This window comes from Streptomyces sp. WMMC500 (assembly GCF_027497195.1).
In the GTDB taxonomy this organism is placed as follows: Bacteria; Actinomycetota; Actinomycetes; order Streptomycetales; family Streptomycetaceae; genus Streptomyces.
Genome location: NZ_CP114905.1, coordinates 3,426,778 through 3,441,350, shown reverse-complemented (window position 1 = coordinate 3,441,350; position 14,573 = coordinate 3,426,778). Strand labels below are relative to the sequence as shown.

Here is a 14,573-nt window from a genome sequence, read left to right as displayed (position 1 = left end):
GGCCTTCTTCGACGAGCTTCCTGAGCCCTTCCAGGGCGGATCCTCACCGCGCAGTCCCGGAACGGGTAGTCATGATGAAGCTCTGGAGTACCCGGCCATGACTTGGTGAATTGGGCGAGCGGGACGGGTCGAACATCACCAAACTGTCGCCAGCAACTGGACGGCTGTCTCGGTGGCGGTGCGGGAGCCGCGGACGGCCTTGCCGTCGACCGCCAGCACCCGCAACCCGGGCTCGGGTGGCTGGGCTCGGGTCTTCAGGCAGGCGCTGACGGCGGCGTCCAGTGCGTCACCGTCAACTCGTTGGAGCAGGCGCCGGACGGTGGCCGTCGAGGAGCGGGGCGGATCCGGTTGAGCGGGTCGGCCGGGAAGCCGAGCGCGTCCAGGCTCTGTGACCCGCCCCGGGCCCCCCGGGTGCCGTCGCCACCTCGGTCTCGTGGCCGCAAGCGACGGCCGGGACCGGTAGATGGGGGAGACGGGGTACCGGCCCCGGCCGTAGGCCCAACTGTACGGTGTCGCAGGCCAGTTGTGTGCCCGGCCGTAGCTATCCGCTCTCCGTGGACGGCGATGTGTCTCGCGGGAGGTCAGCCGTCGTCCTCGCTTCTCTGGTCGAAGGTCTCGTTCACCACGAACCGAAACGGCACTCTATATACCGATCTGTCCGGAAGAAGGACGTGGGTCTCCGTGCACTGCCAGATGCGCTTCCAGCGCAGCACGATCCGCATGGCGGTGCGTTCTTTGACCGTGACGCTGAATTCCTCCTCGAAAAGGTGCCTGCTGCCGATTTCGATCGAGAAGTGTCGCTCCAGGTGGGCTTCGATGGCCGCCTTCACCACGATCCAGAGGTTCCAGTCCATCTCGATGCCCAAGGTTTTGCTGCGGCTCTCGTCCCAGGTGAGGGTTTGGGTCCACTCCCGGCTGGCCTTGAAGGTGCGGGTGAGGGGCGAGGAGCTGTCGCTGTTGTCGATCAACAGCGGAGGATCCTCGCCGAGACGTTCCTCCCTGCGCGTCGTCTCCGTCATCCCGAAGACCTGGGGGGACGGGGGTGGGGGCGCTGGTAGGGGCTGAGGTGAGAGGCGGCGTAACTGGATTGCGGAGTGGAAAGCACCCGTGGTGCTTCCGCAGTCGAAGCGGATAACCTGACCCGGCTCTACCAGGAAGTCAACGGTCTCGCTCTCTCTCGCGCCGAAATATCCGGCCCACGCCGACGCCCAGCGCACCTGCACGCGATGGGCGCCGGGTGACACCGGGGCGATGACTTCCCCGCCGAAGTGCAGCCGGTCCACCCGAACGTCGTCGATCCACACCGTGAAGGCGTCAAGAGCGGCCCAGAACCCTCGGCGCTCCCGGCGTATCCGTACAGTCCCGCCACTCACCACTCCCCCTTCCTGACCGTCCATCATGGCACCGACGCTCCCTCGGCGACACGAACCGTGCGAGGTGGCCACGCCCCCGTCGCGCGGGGAAAACCGGTGGCGGGGCCCCGCCGCCCGGACCAGGATCGCGGCATGGGCAGCTTCCTGGAGACCGACCGCCTCGTCCTGCGCCCGTTCACGGCGGCGGACGCCGACGACCTGATCGCCCTGGACGGCGATCCCGAGGTCATGCGCTTCATCAACGGCGGCCGTCCCACCGACCGCGAGGCGGTCGAGACGCGGGTCCTGCCGCGGCTCCTGCACGACTACCCGTGGGGGACCCGCGGTTACTGGGCCGCCGAGGAGAAGAGCACCGGCACGTTCCTGGGCTGGTTCGAGTTCCGCCCGCTGGCGGCGGACGGCCCCGCCGTGGTCGAACTCGGCTACCGGCTGAACCGGGCCGCCTGGGGTCGCGGTTACGCCACCGAGGGCGCCCGGGCACTGATCCACAAGGGCTTCACGGACCTGGGGGTCGAGCGGGTCACGGCCAACACGATGGCCGTGAACACCGGCTCCCGGCGCGTCATGGAGAAGGCGGGGCTGGAGTTCGTCCGGCACTTCACCGGCGACTGGCCCGAGGCGATCGACGGCTCCGAGCACGGCGAGGTGGAGTACGCCCTCACCCGGACCCGCTGGGAACAGACCCGCTAGCGGGTAGCGCCTCGACCACGAAGAACAGGAAGCACGTCTTGGTCGCCAGGTCGTCGAAGCCCTCGGGGAACAGCTCACGGGCGGCCGGGTCGGGTTGCGGCTCGCTGAGGACGGAGAGGCGGAATCCGGCCGCGGTGAAGGCGTCGGTCATCGCGTGCAGGGGCTTGCGCCAGAACGTCATCGGGGCGGTCTGCCCGCCGAAGGACCAGTCGAAGGAGTAACTGGTGGTCGCGAAGTAGTCGGGCCGCGGCTCCCGGATCGTGTACGCCATGAAGGGGTGGTCCACCGAGGCGATCAGCCGGCCGCCGGGCCTGAGCACGCGACGTATCTCGGCCAGCGTCGGCCCCCAGTCCTCCAGGTAGTGCAGGACCAGCGACGCGACCACGTCGTCGAACGCCCCGTCGGCGAACGGCAGGCGGTCGCGCAGGTCGGCCAGGTGCAGGTCCGCGCCGTCCCCGAGCCGCCGCGCGGCCAGCGCCAGCATCCCGGCGCTGGCATCGATTCCGGTGACGACCGCCCCGCGGTCGCGCAGCGCCGCGGACAGGGGCCCCGAGCCGCAGCCGGCGTCGAGTATCCGCCGGCCGGCGACGTCGCCCGCGAGGTTCAGCATGGCGGGCCGTTCGTAGTAGGCGTTGACGAGGCTGTTCTCGTTCTCCGCGGCGTACGCCTCGGCGAAGGCGTCGTAGTCGTTCACCCGCTCCGGGCCCTCGGGTATCCGTTCCATCGCCGCAGCCTAGTCGCGGGACGGTTGCGGGGCCCCGCCCACCGGCGGTCCGGCGGGGGGCCCTCGCGGAGTAGCCTGGGGCTGTCGCGGGCTGGCCGGGGGGCGTGGCGTCCGTGACGGGGATGCGAGGTGGGGGATGCACCAGACCGGCTCTGCGGCGATGACCTGCCGCCTTCCGCGGCCTCACCGGCCGGCGGGAGGTGCGGGCCGGGGCCTCGTGCTGCGCCGGACTCTTCCGGGGGCGCTCCTCGGCCAACTAGCGCACCTCGGTGTCCACATCGACGGCGACTCCAGGTAGGTTCGCGACGTGCCGACATCTCATGTGACTATCCGCGGCGCCGCGCTCGCCGCCGCCGCCACGCTCCTGTCGCTCGGGGGCGTCGCGCCCGCCGCGGCCCAGGACGGCAAGCCGCGGCCGCCCGACCAGATGTCGAACATCGGGGGCACCCTCCTCGGCCAGCCCGGCACCCACGTCGACCTGGGCACCGGCGCCCCCGAGCTGCCGCAGAAGCTCACCGGCCGGTCCTGGGTCGTCGCCGACGCCGAGAGCGGCGCGGTGCTCGCCGCGCACAACGCGCACTGGAAGCTCGCCCCGGCCAGCACGCTGAAGATGCTCTTCGCGGAGACCCTGCTGCCCCTGTTCAACAAGGAGGAGAAGCACAAGGTCGCCGCCGAGGAGCTGGAGGGCATGGGCGAGGGCAGCAGCCTCGTCGGTATCAAGGAGAACCTCACCTACACCGTCCGCGAGCTGTGGCTCGGGGTCTTCCTCCGGTCCGGCAACGACGCCGTGCACGTGCTGTCGGCGATGAACGGCGGCGTCGACGCCACGGTGCAGGCCATGAACGACCGGGCGCGCGAGCTCGGCGCCGAGGACACCCACGTGGTCAGCCCCGACGGGTACGACGAGAAGGGGCAGACCTCCAGCGCGTACGACCTCACGCTCTTCGCCCGCGCCGGCATGCAGAACCCCGACTTCCGCGCGTACGCCGCCACCCCCCGCGCGAAGTTCCCCGGCGGGAAGACCGGGAAGAAGGGCAAGCGCGAGTACTTCGAGATCCAGAACACCAACCGGCTGCTGACCGGCGACGTCGGCCTGGACGTCTACAAGGGCATCGCCGGCATCAAGAACGGCAACACCACCAACGCCGGCGCCACCTTCACCGGCGTCGCCGAGCGCGACGGCCGGGTGCTGCTCGTCACCGTCATGCACCCCGACGAGGACGAGTCCAACGCCGTCTACAAGGAGGCCGGCAAGCTCCTGGACTGGGGCTTCAGGGCCGCGCCCGCGGTGCAGCCGGTCGGCGAGCTGGTCCCGCCGGAGGGCGTGCGCGAGGAGGAGGACGCGGCCGCGGCGGGCAGCGGCGCGGGCAAGAACGACGGCGCCGGCGAGGACTCCGGCAAGGACTCCGGCGCTGACGACGCCACGCCCGCCGCCGCCGCGGACGACGAGCCGGAGGGCGGCGTCGGTACGGCGCTCGCCATCACGATCGGCTCAGTCGCGCTGCTCGCGATCGTCGCCTACGTCATCCACCGCCGCTGGCCGCTTCCCGACCTCGTCGGGCGTGGCCGTCCAGGCGGCGCAATAGAGCAGGAGGCGGGCCATGAAGTTGATCCAGATGATGAGCGCGACGGGGACGCCGAAGGCGCCGTAGACACTCTTGCCGGCGACTCCGCTGAAGTAGCCGCTGAGAAGAAGCTTGAGTAGCTCGAAACCCACGGCACCGGCGAGCGCGGCCTCCAGCACCCGCCGCCGCGGCGGATGGACGCCGGGCAGCCGGGTCAGCACGTAGACGAGCAGCAGGAACCCCGCGGTCACGGCCGCGGCGAACGCGGCCGTCTCCAGCAGCGCGCTGCCCCAGCCGCCCTCCGTGACACCGAGCCGGCCGAGCACGGCGTCGGCCGCGGTCGCGGCCGTGACCGAGACGGTCAGCGAGACGACCACCGTGCCGCCGAGGCCGAGCAGGATCAGGGCGTCCTTGCCCTTGCCGAGGAACACGTTCTCGGTGGTGTCCGCCCGGTCCCACACGGCGCGCAGGGCGTCGCGCAGGGTGCTGATCCAGTTGATGCCGGTGACCAGCAGCAGGGCGAGCGAGATCAGCCCCACCGTGGCGGCGTTCGCGAAGAGGCCGCCGAGGTCGAGCCGGTCGGAGATGCCGGGCACCTGCTCCCTGATCCACCGCTCGAAGTCCTTGCGCCGGCTGTCGCTGAGCACCGCCGCGGAGACCGCGGCGGCGGTGGTGATCAGGGGGAAGAGGGCGACGAAGCTGCTGAACGTCACGGCCCCGGCGAGCCGGCTCCAGTGCCGGGCCTGGACGTACTCGAAGGCCCGGTACGGGCGGGTGTGCAGCAGCCGGGCGACGTACGGGCCGACGACCGGCAACCTGGTCAGCCACTCCACGTCGCACTCCCGCCGTCGCGTCCCCCGAGCCGCCACCCGGTGGGCGACGGCCGTACGCACCGGCGTATGCCCGGGAAACGCCAGGTTATCTGCGGGGTACGTGGGGCAGGGGACGCGCCACGCGGGGGGCGAGCCGCGTCAGCCCGGTGACGGCGCCGGCTCGGAGCGCGTCTGTGCCGGCACCTCCAGCGCCGAGTCACCGCCGAAGCGGAACTCCCGCTGCAGCCGCCACACGCCGTCCGCGTCCTGCTCGTACAGCGAGAACCCGCCCACCGACCACGCCGCCTCGAAGTCCGCCAGCTCCGCCGCGGCCCGGTCCATCGCCGCCTCGTCTATGTCGTGGGCGATCGTCACATGCGGGTGGTACGGGAACTGCAGGTCCCTGGCCAGCGGTCCGGAGGCGTCCCGGACCATCTTCTGCAGCCAGGAGCAGGCCGCCGCCCCCTCCATCACCTGCACGAAGACCACCGGCGTCAGCGGCCGGAACGTGTCCGTACCGCTCAGCCGCATCGGGAAGGGCACCCCGCAGTCGGCGATCTGCGCCAGGTGCCGCTCGATGCGCGGCAGCTCCCCGGCGTCGGCCGCCGTCGGCGGCAGCAGCGTGATGTGCGTGGGGATGCCGTGGGCCGCGGTGTCCCCGAAGCCGATCCGGCGCTGCTGCAGCAAGCTGCCGTACGGCTCCGGGACGGCGATCGATACACCGACCGTCACGGTCCCCACAAGCGTCTCCTTCACGGGCCCTCAGTGCTTGGCGGGCAGGAAGCCCACCTTGTCATATGCCTCGGCCAGTGTCTCCGCCGCGACCGCACGCGCCTTCTCCGCGCCCTTGGCCAGCAGCGAGTCCAGCGTCTCCGGGTCGTCCAGGTACTCCTGCGTGCGGGAGCGGAACGGCGTCACCCACTCGGTCACCACCTCGGCGAGGTCGGTCTTGAGCGCACCGTAGCCCTTGCCGGTGTATTTCTGCTCCAGTTCGTCGACCGTGGCCCCGGTGAGCGTCGAGTAGATGGTGAGGAGGTTGCTGACGCCGGGCTTGGCCTCCGGGTCGTAGCGGATCTCGGTGCCCGTGTCCGTCACCGCGCTCTTGATCTTCTTCGCGGAGGCCTTCGGCTCGTCGAGGAGGTTGAGCAGGCCCTTGAGCGAGGACGCGGACTTGCTCATCTTCACGGTCGGGTCCTGGAGGTCGTAGATCCGCGCCGTCTCCTTGAGGATGTACGGGGCGGGGACGGTGAACATCCGGCCGAAGCGGGCGTTGAAGCGCTCGGCGAGGTCGCGGGTGAGCTCGATGTGCTGGCGCTGGTCCTCGCCCACGGGGACGGCGTCGGCCTGGTAGAGCAGGATGTCGGCGATCTGCAGGATCGGGTACGTGAAGAGGCCGACGGTGGTGTTGGCCGTGCCCTGCTTGGCGGCCTTGTCCTTGAACTGCGTCATGCGCGACGCCTCGCCGAACCCCGTGAGGCAGTTCATGACCCACCCGAGCTGCGCGTGCTCGGGCACCTGGCTCTGCACGAACAGCGTGCACCGCTCCGGGTCGAGACCGGCGGCGAGGAGCTGCGCGGCGGCCAGGCGCGTGCTGGCGCGCAGCTCCCGCGGGTCCTGGGGGACCGTGATCGCGTGCAGGTCCACCACCATGTAGAAGGCGTCGTGCGTGTCCTGCAGGGCCACCCACTGGCGGACGGCACCGAGGTAGTTGCCGAGGTGGAACGAGCCGGCGGTGGGCTGGATGCCGGAGAGCACGCGGGGGCGACGGGTCGGGGCTGCCATGGGGCTCATTCTCTCAGGTGCGGAACGCGTTTCGGCCCGGCGGTGTAGGGAGTGAGCGGGGGCCGTGGGCGGGTGGCGGGGGGAAGGGGCGGCGATCAGCGGGAACGGTGCGGGTGAGGCGCGACTGGTCGCGCGCGTACGGAACGGGGAGACCGAGGCGTACGCGGAACTGGTGCGCGCGCACGCGCAGACCGCGCACCGGCTCGCGCTGCTGCTGGGAGCGGGTGCGGAGGCCGAGGACGTGGTGCAGAACGCCTTCATCAAGGCATACCGGGCACTCGGCGGTTTCCGGGACGGGGCGGCCTTCCGGCCGTGGCTGCTGCGGATCGTCGCCAATGAGACCAAGAACACAGTGCGCGCGGCGGCCCGGCGCCGGGCGGCGGACGAGCGCGCGGGGGCGTGGGCGGGCGGGACGGCGGACGGCGGCTTCGGGGGTACGGGGGTGGGCGGGGCCGGTGGGGGCGCGGGGGAGGACCCGGTGGGGCTCGCGCTCGCGGCGGAGCGGCGGGAGGAGTTGCTGACGGCGCTGCGTGCGCTGCGGGAGCGGCACCGGGAGGTGGTGATCCACCGGTACCTGCTGGATCTGGACGAGGCGGAGACGGCGGCGGCGCTAGGGGTGCCGCGGGGGACGGTGAAGTCGCGGCTGAGCAGGGCGCTGCGGGAACTGGCGCGGCTGCTGGGGGAGGGGGACCGGGGTCGGGAGCGGGAGCGGGAGCGGGAGCGGGACAGGGAACGGGGCCGGGAGCCGGGCCGGGAGCGGGAAGGAGGTGGTCTTGGTGGGGCGTGAGCGGGAGGGGCTGGAGGAGGAGCTGCGGGCACTGGGGGCGCCGGGGCGCTCGCGGACCGGGGCCGGTGGTGAGGCGGGTGGTCCGGCGGGGGTGGCCGGCGGGTCCGGAGTGGGGGTCGAGGTGGAGCGCGTCGTCGCGGGGGTGATGGCGCGCGTCGCCGGGGAGCCCGTGCCCGTTGCGGGGCGGCGGGTGCGGCTACGGCGCTGGGTGCGGCGGCGGCTCCGGGTGCTGCTCGCGGCGTTCGCGGCGGTGCTGGTCGGGCTCGCGCTCGCGCCCCCCGTACGGGCGGGGGTGGCGTCGCTCTTCGACTTCGGCGGCGTCGCGGTACGGGTCACGCCGTCGGCGACGCCGCCGGGCGCCGGGGCCCCGCCCGGCGCCGCGCCCCCCGGCGCCGTCCCGGGCTGCGGCGCGCTGAGCCCCGACGCCGCCGCCCGCCGCGCGGGCTTCCGGCCGCCGGTGCCGCGCGAGTGGGGCCCGCCGGACGCGGCGGGCGTCTCGGCGGACGGACGAATGGTGTCGCTGTGCTGGTCGGCGGGGGGCGGTTCGGGCGACGGGCCGGGCGGTGGCGGAGCCGTGCGGCTGGACGCGTTCCGGGGGACCCTCGACCCGCTCGTGGGCAAGACGTCCGCCGTACCGCCGGAGTGGGAGGAGGTCGCCACCGGCACCGCCCTGTGGTTCCCCGAGCCCCACCGCCTGGAACTGCTCCTCCGCGGACCGGGCGGCGGCACGTACACCCACCCGGTCCGCACCGCGGGGCCCACCCTGCTGTGGCAGGGCCCGGAGGGACTGACCCTGCGCCTGGAAGGCGTCCCCGCGAAGCGGGACGCCCTGCGCCTCGCGGACTCGGCGTCGTGAGTAGGGCCCCGGGGGCACCGACCCTGCGACTCGAAGCCGGTTCCGCCCCCTGATCGGCCCGCGCGGAACCCGGGAGACCCGCGCGGTGTACGGAGGGCGGAGCCCGGTTCCGTACGGGGAGCGGGGCCCGGTTCGTATGGCCGCCGGCATCGGCCGGACACCGACCGGACAACGGAGCGACATATGCGCAGACTCACCTGCCGGCTCACCGCCCCGGCCGCCGCGACCGCCGCCGCGCTCGCGCTCGCCGCGGGCCTCGCCACTCCCGCCGCCGCGGGCGGCCCGACGAGCGCCCTTCTCGTCAACGGCGGCAGCGGCGACGCCGCCGGCCTGTACGCCACCGACCCTCGCTACGCCGCGCTCGACAAGGCCATCGGGGAGGCCGGCGCACAAATCGACCCGCTGCTCACCGAAGCCGAACTCGGTGGCGCAGACGCGCGGCAGATCACGGTGACGTGGCTGCGCCACGACGTGGACGTGTGGCGCGTCGACACCCTCTACCCGGACGCGCGGGGCGGCGCGGTGGTGAGCAGGGGGACCCCTGAGGAGAGGGGGACGGCGCAGACCTGGCGGCGGGTGGAGCACCCGGGGCGGCTGGGCGCGCTGCTCGACCGGCTCGGGGTCGCGGAGCGGCCGGAGGCGCAGCGCGGGTGGTACATGCCGCCGCAGTTCGCGGGGGGCGCCGCCACCGAGGCCGGGGGAGTGGAACCCGACCCGGCACCGGCCGCCGCCGACGGCTCGGGCTCGGACGCGGGGCCGGCCGGGTCCGAGCCCGCCGCGGCGGACGCGGACCCGGCCGCCCGCCGCCAGGCGACCGCGGCCCCGGATCCCGGCCCCGGCACGAACTGGTGGTGGACCCTGCCCGGCCTGGCGACCGGCGCCCTCCTGGCCGCGGCCGCACCCCGCCTGTACCGCGCCCGCCGGCCGTCACCGGCCCGGCCGGCCGACGACCGCGGCGTACTCCTGGATCTGGACGACTGAGCCCCCCGGTCGCACGAGCCCGCCACGCGCAGGAGACCCCGCGGGCAGAAGACCCCGAGCGCGAGAGCCCGCCGAGCGCGCGCGGCCCCCGCTCCGCGTCAGCCCATCCGCCCAGCCCTCAGCCCACCGGCAGCCCCGGAGCCGGGTACTCGCCCATCAGCTCCGCCACCTCGCCCCTGATCTCCTTCAGCGCCACGTCCTCCTCCGCCCCGCCGGCCCGCGCCGCCGCGACCCCCCGGTCGATCCACTCCGCCACCTGCGCCATCTCGCCCGTCCCCAGCCCCCGCGACGTCAGCGAGGGCGTCCCCAGGCGGATGCCGGACGGGTCGAACGGCTTGCGCGGGTCGTACGGGACGGTGTTGTAGTTGACCACCAGGCCCGCCCGGTCCAGCGCCTTCGCGGCCACCTTCCCCGGCACCTCCTTGCCCGTGAGATCGATGAGGATCAGGTGGTTGTCCGTGCCGCCCGAGACCAGCTCGAAGCCGCGCAACGCGAGCTGCTCGGCCAGCGCCTTCGCGTTGGCGACCACCGCCGCCGCGTACTCCCGGAACGACGGCTGCGCCGCCTCGTGCAGCGCGACCGCGATGGCCGCCGTGGTGTGGTTGTGCGGCCCGCCCTGGAGGCCGGGGAAGACGGCGCGGTCGATCGCGCGGGCGTGTTCGGCGCGGGTGAGGATCATCGCCCCGCGCGGCCCGCGGAGCGTCTTGTGCGTGGTCGTCGTGATGACGTCCGCGTGCGGTACGGGCGAGGGGTGCGCGCCGCCGGCGATCAGCCCGGCGATGTGCGCCACGTCCGCGACCAGCACCGCGCCGACCTCGCGGGCGATCTCGCCGAAGGCCGCGAAGTCGATGGTCCGCGGGATGGCGGTGCCGCCGCACAGGATGATCTTCGGGCGTTCGGCGCGCGCGAGGTCCCGTACCTCGTCGAAGTCGATGCGCCCGTCCTCGCGCCGCACCGTGTACTGCACGCCGCGGAACCACTTGCCGGTCACCGAGACGCTCCACCCGTGGGTGAGGTGCCCGCCGTGCGGCAGGGACATGCCCATGACGGTGTCGCCGGGCTCGGCGAAGGCCAGGTAGGCGGCGAGGTTCGCGGGGGAGCCGGAGTAGGGCTGCACGTTGGCGTGCTCGGTGCCGAAGAGGGCGTTCGCCCGGTCCGCGGCGAGGGTCTCGATGGGGTCGATGTTCTGCTGGCCCTCGTAGTAGCGCTTGCCGGGGTAGCCCTCGCTGTACTTGTTGGTCAGCACGGTGCCGGTGGCTTCGAGCACGGCGGCGGAGACGTAGTTCTCGCTGGGGATGAGCCGCAGCGTGTCGGCCTGGAGCTGCTCCTCGGCGGCGACGAGGGCCGCCAGCTCGGGATCGGTCTGCGCAAGGGCGGGGTGGGCGGGAGTCATGGCGTGTCCCTCCGGGGCGAGTCAGCGTCGGACCCGGGGCACCCAGGCGGGCGGCACCACTCGGCTGCTGCGGCGCGCGGCTTCCCCGTGGTTCGTTCCACGTTCGCCAGTCGCCGCACGTTTTTCCACCCTAGCGGGCACGCCCGCCCGTGATGGATCCTTCGACCATCGATCGAGCGAAGATCGAGCGAAGATGGACACAGGGGCACCACCCCTGCCCCACCCGCACCGCCCTTCACGGCGCAACGGAACGGAGATCCCGTGACGCGAACCGACGCAGCCATCGCCGCGGCCGATGCCCACAGCGCGCACAACTACCACCCCCTGCCCGTGGTCGTCGCCTCCGCCGAGGGCGCGTGGATGACCGACGTCGAGGGCAACCGCTACCTGGACATGCTGGCCGGCTACTCCGCCCTCAACTTCGGCCACGGCAACCCCCGCCTCCTTGACGCGGCCCGCGCCCAGCTCGACCGCGTGACGCTCACCTCGCGCGCGTTCCACCACGACCGCTTCGCGGAGTTCTGCACGCAGCTCGCCGAGCTGTGCGGCAAGGACATGGTGCTGCCCATGAACACGGGCGCGGAGGCCGTCGAGACCGCCGTGAAGACGGCCCGGAAGTGGGGCTACCGCGTCAAGGGCGTGCCCGAGGGGCGCGCGAAGATCGTCGTGGCCGAGAACAACTTCCACGGCCGTACGACCACCATCGTCAGCTTCTCCACCGACCCCGAGGCCCGCGCCGACTACGGCCCGTACACCCCCGGCTTCGCCATCGTCCCGTACGGCGACCTCGCCGCCCTGGACGCGGCCGTCGACGAGGACACGGTCGCCGTGCTGCTGGAGCCGATCCAGGGCGAGGCGGGCGTGCTGGTGCCGCCGCCGGGCTACCTGGCGGGGGTACGGGAGCTGACGGCGGCCCGGAACGTGCTGTTCATGGCCGACGAGATCCAGTCGGGCCTGGGCCGCACGGGCCGCACGTTCGCGTGCGAGCACGAGGACGTGGTGCCGGACGTCTACATCCTCGGCAAGGCGCTGGGCGGCGGCGTGGTCCCGGTCTCGGCGGTCGTCGCGAGCCGCGACGTGCTGGGCGTCTTCCACCCCGGCGAACACGGCTCCACCTTCGGCGGCAACCCGCTGGCGTGCGCGGTGGGCCTGGAGGTCATCGCGATGCTGCGCACGGGCGAGTACCAGCAGCGCGCCACGGAACTCGGCGACCACCTGCACCGCGAACTGGGCCTCCTGACGGGCACGGGCGCGGTCCGCGAGGTCCGCGGCCGGGGCCTGTGGGCGGGCGTGGACATCGACCCGGCACACGGCACGGGGCGGGAGATCTCGCAGAAGCTGATGGCGCGCGGCGTCCTGGTCAAGGACACCCACGGCTCGACGATCCGCATCGCGCCGCCGCTGGTGATCACGAAGGAAGACCTCGACTGGGGCCTGAACCAACTCCGCGAAACCCTGGCCGGCTGACCCGCCGCGTCGGAGGCGGGGCGCGGGCTCAGTCGAGGGCCTCGATGGCCTTGTGGATGAGAGCCCGCGCCTCGGCGCCGTAGACGGCGAGTTGCTGGAGCTGCTGGAACGTTCTGAGGTAGAGGGCGATTTCGGCGGGCTGGGCGATTTTCACTTTGGCCGCTACCAACTCCACGGACACCAGCGTGTCGTCGTAGACATGGAAGGTTTCACTCGGGGACATCGGGCGGGCCTGGGTGGAAAACGGGATCACGCCCAGGGATAAGGCCGGAAGCGCACCTGCGGTCAGCAGGTACTCCAGTTGACCGGCCATGGCCCGGGTGTCTCCGATCTGGTGGCGGAGCACGCCCTCTTCGACGAGCAGGATGACCTCGTGGCCCGGCTGGTGAATCACCTGCGAACGCCGCACGCGGGCGGCTGCCGCTTCGGGGCCGTCGTTCGGGATCCCATGGAACTCCGCGATGCCGGAGAGCAGCGCCGCCGCGTACCCCTCCGTCTGGACCAGGCCGGGCACCAGCGTCGAGGAGTAGATGCGGAACAGGCGCGTGTCGTGGAAGAACTGCACCAGGTCTTCTTGCATCGCCTTGAGGCCGCCGCGCTGCCGGTGCCGCCACTCGCTGTACGTCGTCTCGGTGGGCAGTGATTTTTCCATCAGATCCTCCGACTCGCCTTCGACCCCTGCGGTCTGTCCGATGTCTTTTACGTCAGCGGATCTCGTATGTGTCGTGCGGGATGGCCCGCTGCCAGACGGCTTCGAAGGCCGTGGCACAGAGTTTGGCAGCGGCGGGGTCGTCGCTCATTTCTGGATCGGCCAAGCCGCCGTCGCCGGTGAAGTGGTTCCAGCGGATCACCTGCCCGTCGATAAGCCAGAAGTCGTTGCCTGGCAGGGCCAGATCCGAGGCCCGGCGACGCGGCAGCCAGCGGACCTGCTCACCGGCGGCGATGTTGATCGGCGTGCCCGCGTGCTCGTACCGGATGTACTCGGTGACCGGCTCGGACACAACCCGCGCGCGGCGCACCGTCACCCCGCGCGCGACGGTGCGACGGATCAACTGCACCCAGTCGCGGAAGTAGTCGGGCGGCGGATCGAGAGTCCGCGTGCCGGACTCGCGCCATTGCGTGAAGTGAGGGCTCTCGTAGTCGACGGCGTAGACGTCGCGCATCTCAAGGTGCACTGCCGACTGCTGAGCGCTGTCGAGTAATTCATCGAACGTTCGCATGGGTGTCCTCCCGGTGTATCTGCGTGTGGGGGGCGAGTCTCGGCTGCGTCGTCCGGCGGGGTCAGTCGAGGGCTTCGATGGCCTTGAGGATCAGAGCCCGCGCCTCGGCGCCGTAGACGGCGAGTTGCTGGAGTTGGTTGAACGCCTTGAGGTAGAGGGCGATTTCGGATGGCTGCACGACGTTGATCTCCGCTGACACCAGCTCCACGGATACCAGCGTGTCGTCGTAGACGTGGAAGGTCTCCCGGGGGTGCATGGAGCGGGCGCGGGTCGCTGCCGGGATCACGCCCAGCGATACGGCCGGCAGCGCGCCGGCGGTCAGCAGGTAGCCCAGTTGACCGGCCATGGCGCCGGTGTCTCCGATCTGGTGGCGGAGTACGCCTTCTTCTATGAGCAGAGTGAACCTTTTTCCTGCTTCGTGAATCACCTGCGAACGCCGTACGCGGGCGGCCGCCGCCTCGGCGGCGTCGTTCGGGATCTGCCGGAAGTCCGCGATCCCGGACAGCAGCGCCGCCGCGTAACCCTCCGTCTGCAGCAGCCCGGGCACCAGCGTCGAGGAGTAGACGCGGAACAGGCGGGTTTCGTGGAAGAACTGGACCAAGTCATCCTGCAGGGCCTTGAGCCCTCCTCGTACCTGGTGCCGCCACTCGCTGTACATCGACTCTGCGTGGAGCGATCGCGCGATCAGATCCTCGGCCTCGTCTTCGACCCCGCAGGCGCGGCACCAGGCTCTTATGTCCTTCGCGGACGGCGCGGTGTGCGCGTTCTCGATGCGGGAGGTCTTGGCGTGATGCCAGTGGCAGCGGGAGGCCAGCTCGACCACCGTCAGCCCCGCCCCCTTGCGCAGGTCGCGCAGTCGCTTGGCGACCGCTTCGCGAGCGGCCTGGGCGGAGGAGGACGGGGAGATGGGCAATGTCTGGCCT

General features: G+C 72.2%; 14 protein-coding genes, 1 pseudogene and 1 riboswitch. Of the genes and pseudogenes, 6 read left to right on the top strand and 9 right to left on the bottom strand.

The window, feature by feature from the left end:
- Positions 1–581 precede the first annotated feature (581 nt).
- Positions 582–1,400, bottom strand: a complete 819-nt coding sequence (locus O7599_RS14365) for a hypothetical protein (RefSeq protein WP_281622553.1) — start codon at positions 1,398–1,400, stop codon at positions 582–584.
- A 105-nt stretch (positions 1,401–1,505) separates the two neighbouring features.
- Between O7599_RS14365 and O7599_RS14360 the strand changes: the two genes are divergently transcribed.
- Entirely contained in the window at positions 1,506–2,063 is a 558-nt protein-coding gene (locus O7599_RS14360) for a GNAT family N-acetyltransferase (RefSeq protein ID WP_281622552.1), read from the top strand.
- Here the strand turns inward: O7599_RS14360 and O7599_RS14355 are convergent.
- Positions 2,032–2,787, bottom strand: a complete 756-nt coding sequence (locus O7599_RS14355; protein WP_281622551.1) for a class I SAM-dependent methyltransferase — start codon at positions 2,785–2,787, stop codon at positions 2,032–2,034. The two genes, O7599_RS14360 and O7599_RS14355, sit on opposite strands and share 32 nt — an antisense overlap.
- A 322-nt stretch (positions 2,788–3,109) precedes the next feature.
- Between O7599_RS14355 and O7599_RS14350 the strand changes: the two genes are divergently transcribed.
- Positions 3,110–4,492, top strand: a complete 1,383-nt coding sequence (locus O7599_RS14350) for a D-alanyl-D-alanine carboxypeptidase (protein WP_281623382.1) — start codon at positions 3,110–3,112, stop codon at positions 4,490–4,492.
- On the opposite strand, the pseudogene O7599_RS14345 reads toward O7599_RS14350, so the two are convergent.
- The 3 genes and pseudogenes from O7599_RS14345 to trpS all read right to left on the bottom strand — a co-directional run.
- A pseudogene (locus O7599_RS14345) lies at positions 4,409–5,065 on the bottom strand (YihY/virulence factor BrkB family protein); the annotation flags it as partial. The gene O7599_RS14350 and the pseudogene O7599_RS14345 sit on opposite strands and share 84 nt — an antisense overlap.
- Before the next feature lie 258 nt (positions 5,066–5,323).
- Entirely contained in the window at positions 5,324–5,905 is a 582-nt protein-coding gene (locus O7599_RS14340) for a 2'-5' RNA ligase family protein (RefSeq protein ID WP_281622550.1), read from the bottom strand.
- A gap of 21 nt (positions 5,906–5,926) precedes the next feature.
- Complete coding sequence (gene trpS / locus O7599_RS14335) at positions 5,927–6,946, bottom strand: tryptophan--tRNA ligase (protein ID WP_281622549.1); 1,020 nt, start codon at positions 6,944–6,946, stop codon at positions 5,927–5,929.
- A 64-nt stretch (positions 6,947–7,010) separates the two neighbouring features.
- On the opposite strand from trpS, the gene O7599_RS14330 reads away from it, so the two are divergent.
- From O7599_RS14330 to O7599_RS14320, 3 genes are all read left to right on the top strand, one after another.
- Positions 7,011–7,733 (top strand): sigma-70 family RNA polymerase sigma factor, encoded by a 723-nt coding sequence (locus O7599_RS14330; RefSeq protein ID WP_281622548.1) that lies wholly within the window; start codon positions 7,011–7,013, stop codon positions 7,731–7,733.
- A complete protein-coding gene (locus O7599_RS14325) occupies positions 7,723–8,589 on the top strand; it encodes a hypothetical protein (protein WP_281623381.1) in 867 nt (288 codons plus the stop codon). The genes O7599_RS14330 and O7599_RS14325 overlap by 11 nt, the downstream gene beginning before the upstream one ends.
- A 183-nt stretch (positions 8,590–8,772) precedes the next feature.
- Positions 8,773–9,570, top strand: coding sequence for a hypothetical protein (locus O7599_RS14320; RefSeq protein WP_281622547.1), 798 nt, complete (start codon positions 8,773–8,775; stop codon positions 9,568–9,570).
- Between the two features lie 118 nt (positions 9,571–9,688).
- Here O7599_RS14320 and glyA read toward each other — a convergent pair whose 3' ends face one another.
- Entirely contained in the window at positions 9,689–10,963 is a 1,275-nt protein-coding gene (gene glyA / locus O7599_RS14315) for a serine hydroxymethyltransferase (RefSeq protein ID WP_281622546.1), read from the bottom strand.
- 33 nt (positions 10,964–10,996) lie between these two features.
- Positions 10,997–11,087, bottom strand: a riboswitch (ZMP/ZTP riboswitch).
- A 137-nt stretch (positions 11,088–11,224) separates the two neighbouring features.
- Here glyA and rocD point away from each other — a divergent pair.
- Positions 11,225–12,430 carry an ornithine--oxo-acid transaminase gene (rocD, locus tag O7599_RS14310; RefSeq protein ID WP_281622545.1) on the top strand — a complete coding sequence of 402 codons (1,206 nt, stop codon included), beginning with the start codon at positions 11,225–11,227 and terminating at the stop codon, positions 12,428–12,430.
- 28 nt (positions 12,431–12,458) lie between these two features.
- Here rocD and O7599_RS14305 read toward each other — a convergent pair whose 3' ends face one another.
- The 3 genes from O7599_RS14305 to O7599_RS14295 all read right to left on the bottom strand — a co-directional run bounded on the left by O7599_RS14305 (position 12,459) and on the right by O7599_RS14295 (position 14,563).
- Positions 12,459–13,082, bottom strand: a complete 624-nt coding sequence (locus O7599_RS14305; protein WP_281622544.1) for a DUF5753 domain-containing protein — start codon at positions 13,080–13,082, stop codon at positions 12,459–12,461.
- Positions 13,083–13,134: 52 nt separating this feature from the next.
- The gene (locus tag O7599_RS14300) at positions 13,135–13,650 is read right to left on the bottom strand and encodes a DUF6879 family protein (protein ID WP_281622543.1); all 516 of its coding nucleotides are present in this window, start codon (positions 13,648–13,650) and stop codon (positions 13,135–13,137) included.
- Between the two features lie 61 nt (positions 13,651–13,711).
- Positions 13,712–14,563, bottom strand: coding sequence for a helix-turn-helix transcriptional regulator (locus O7599_RS14295; protein WP_281622542.1), 852 nt, complete (start codon positions 14,561–14,563; stop codon positions 13,712–13,714).
- Positions 14,564–14,573 lie beyond the last annotated feature (10 nt).

Excerpts from the sequence above, each read along its gene's own strand:
- O7599_RS14365 (WP_281622553.1), bottom strand. The coding sequence starts at position 1,400 with ATGATGGACGGTCAGGAAGGGGGAGTGGTGAGTGGCGGGACTGTACGG.
- O7599_RS14360 (WP_281622552.1), top strand. The coding sequence starts at position 1,506 with ATGGGCAGCTTCCTGGAGACCGACCGCCTCGTCCTGCGCCCGTTCACG.
- O7599_RS14355 (WP_281622551.1), bottom strand. The coding sequence starts at position 2,787 with ATGGAACGGATACCCGAGGGCCCGGAGCGGGTGAACGACTACGACGCC.
- trpS (WP_281622549.1), bottom strand. The coding sequence starts at position 6,946 with ATGGCAGCCCCGACCCGTCGCCCCCGCGTGCTCTCCGGCATCCAGCCC.
- O7599_RS14320 (WP_281622547.1), top strand. The coding sequence starts at position 8,773 with ATGCGCAGACTCACCTGCCGGCTCACCGCCCCGGCCGCCGCGACCGCC.
- glyA (WP_281622546.1), bottom strand. The coding sequence starts at position 10,963 with ATGACTCCCGCCCACCCCGCCCTTGCGCAGACCGATCCCGAGCTGGCG.
- O7599_RS14305 (WP_281622544.1), bottom strand. The coding sequence starts at position 13,082 with ATGGAAAAATCACTGCCCACCGAGACGACGTACAGCGAGTGGCGGCAC.
- O7599_RS14300 (WP_281622543.1), bottom strand. The coding sequence starts at position 13,650 with ATGCGAACGTTCGATGAATTACTCGACAGCGCTCAGCAGTCGGCAGTG.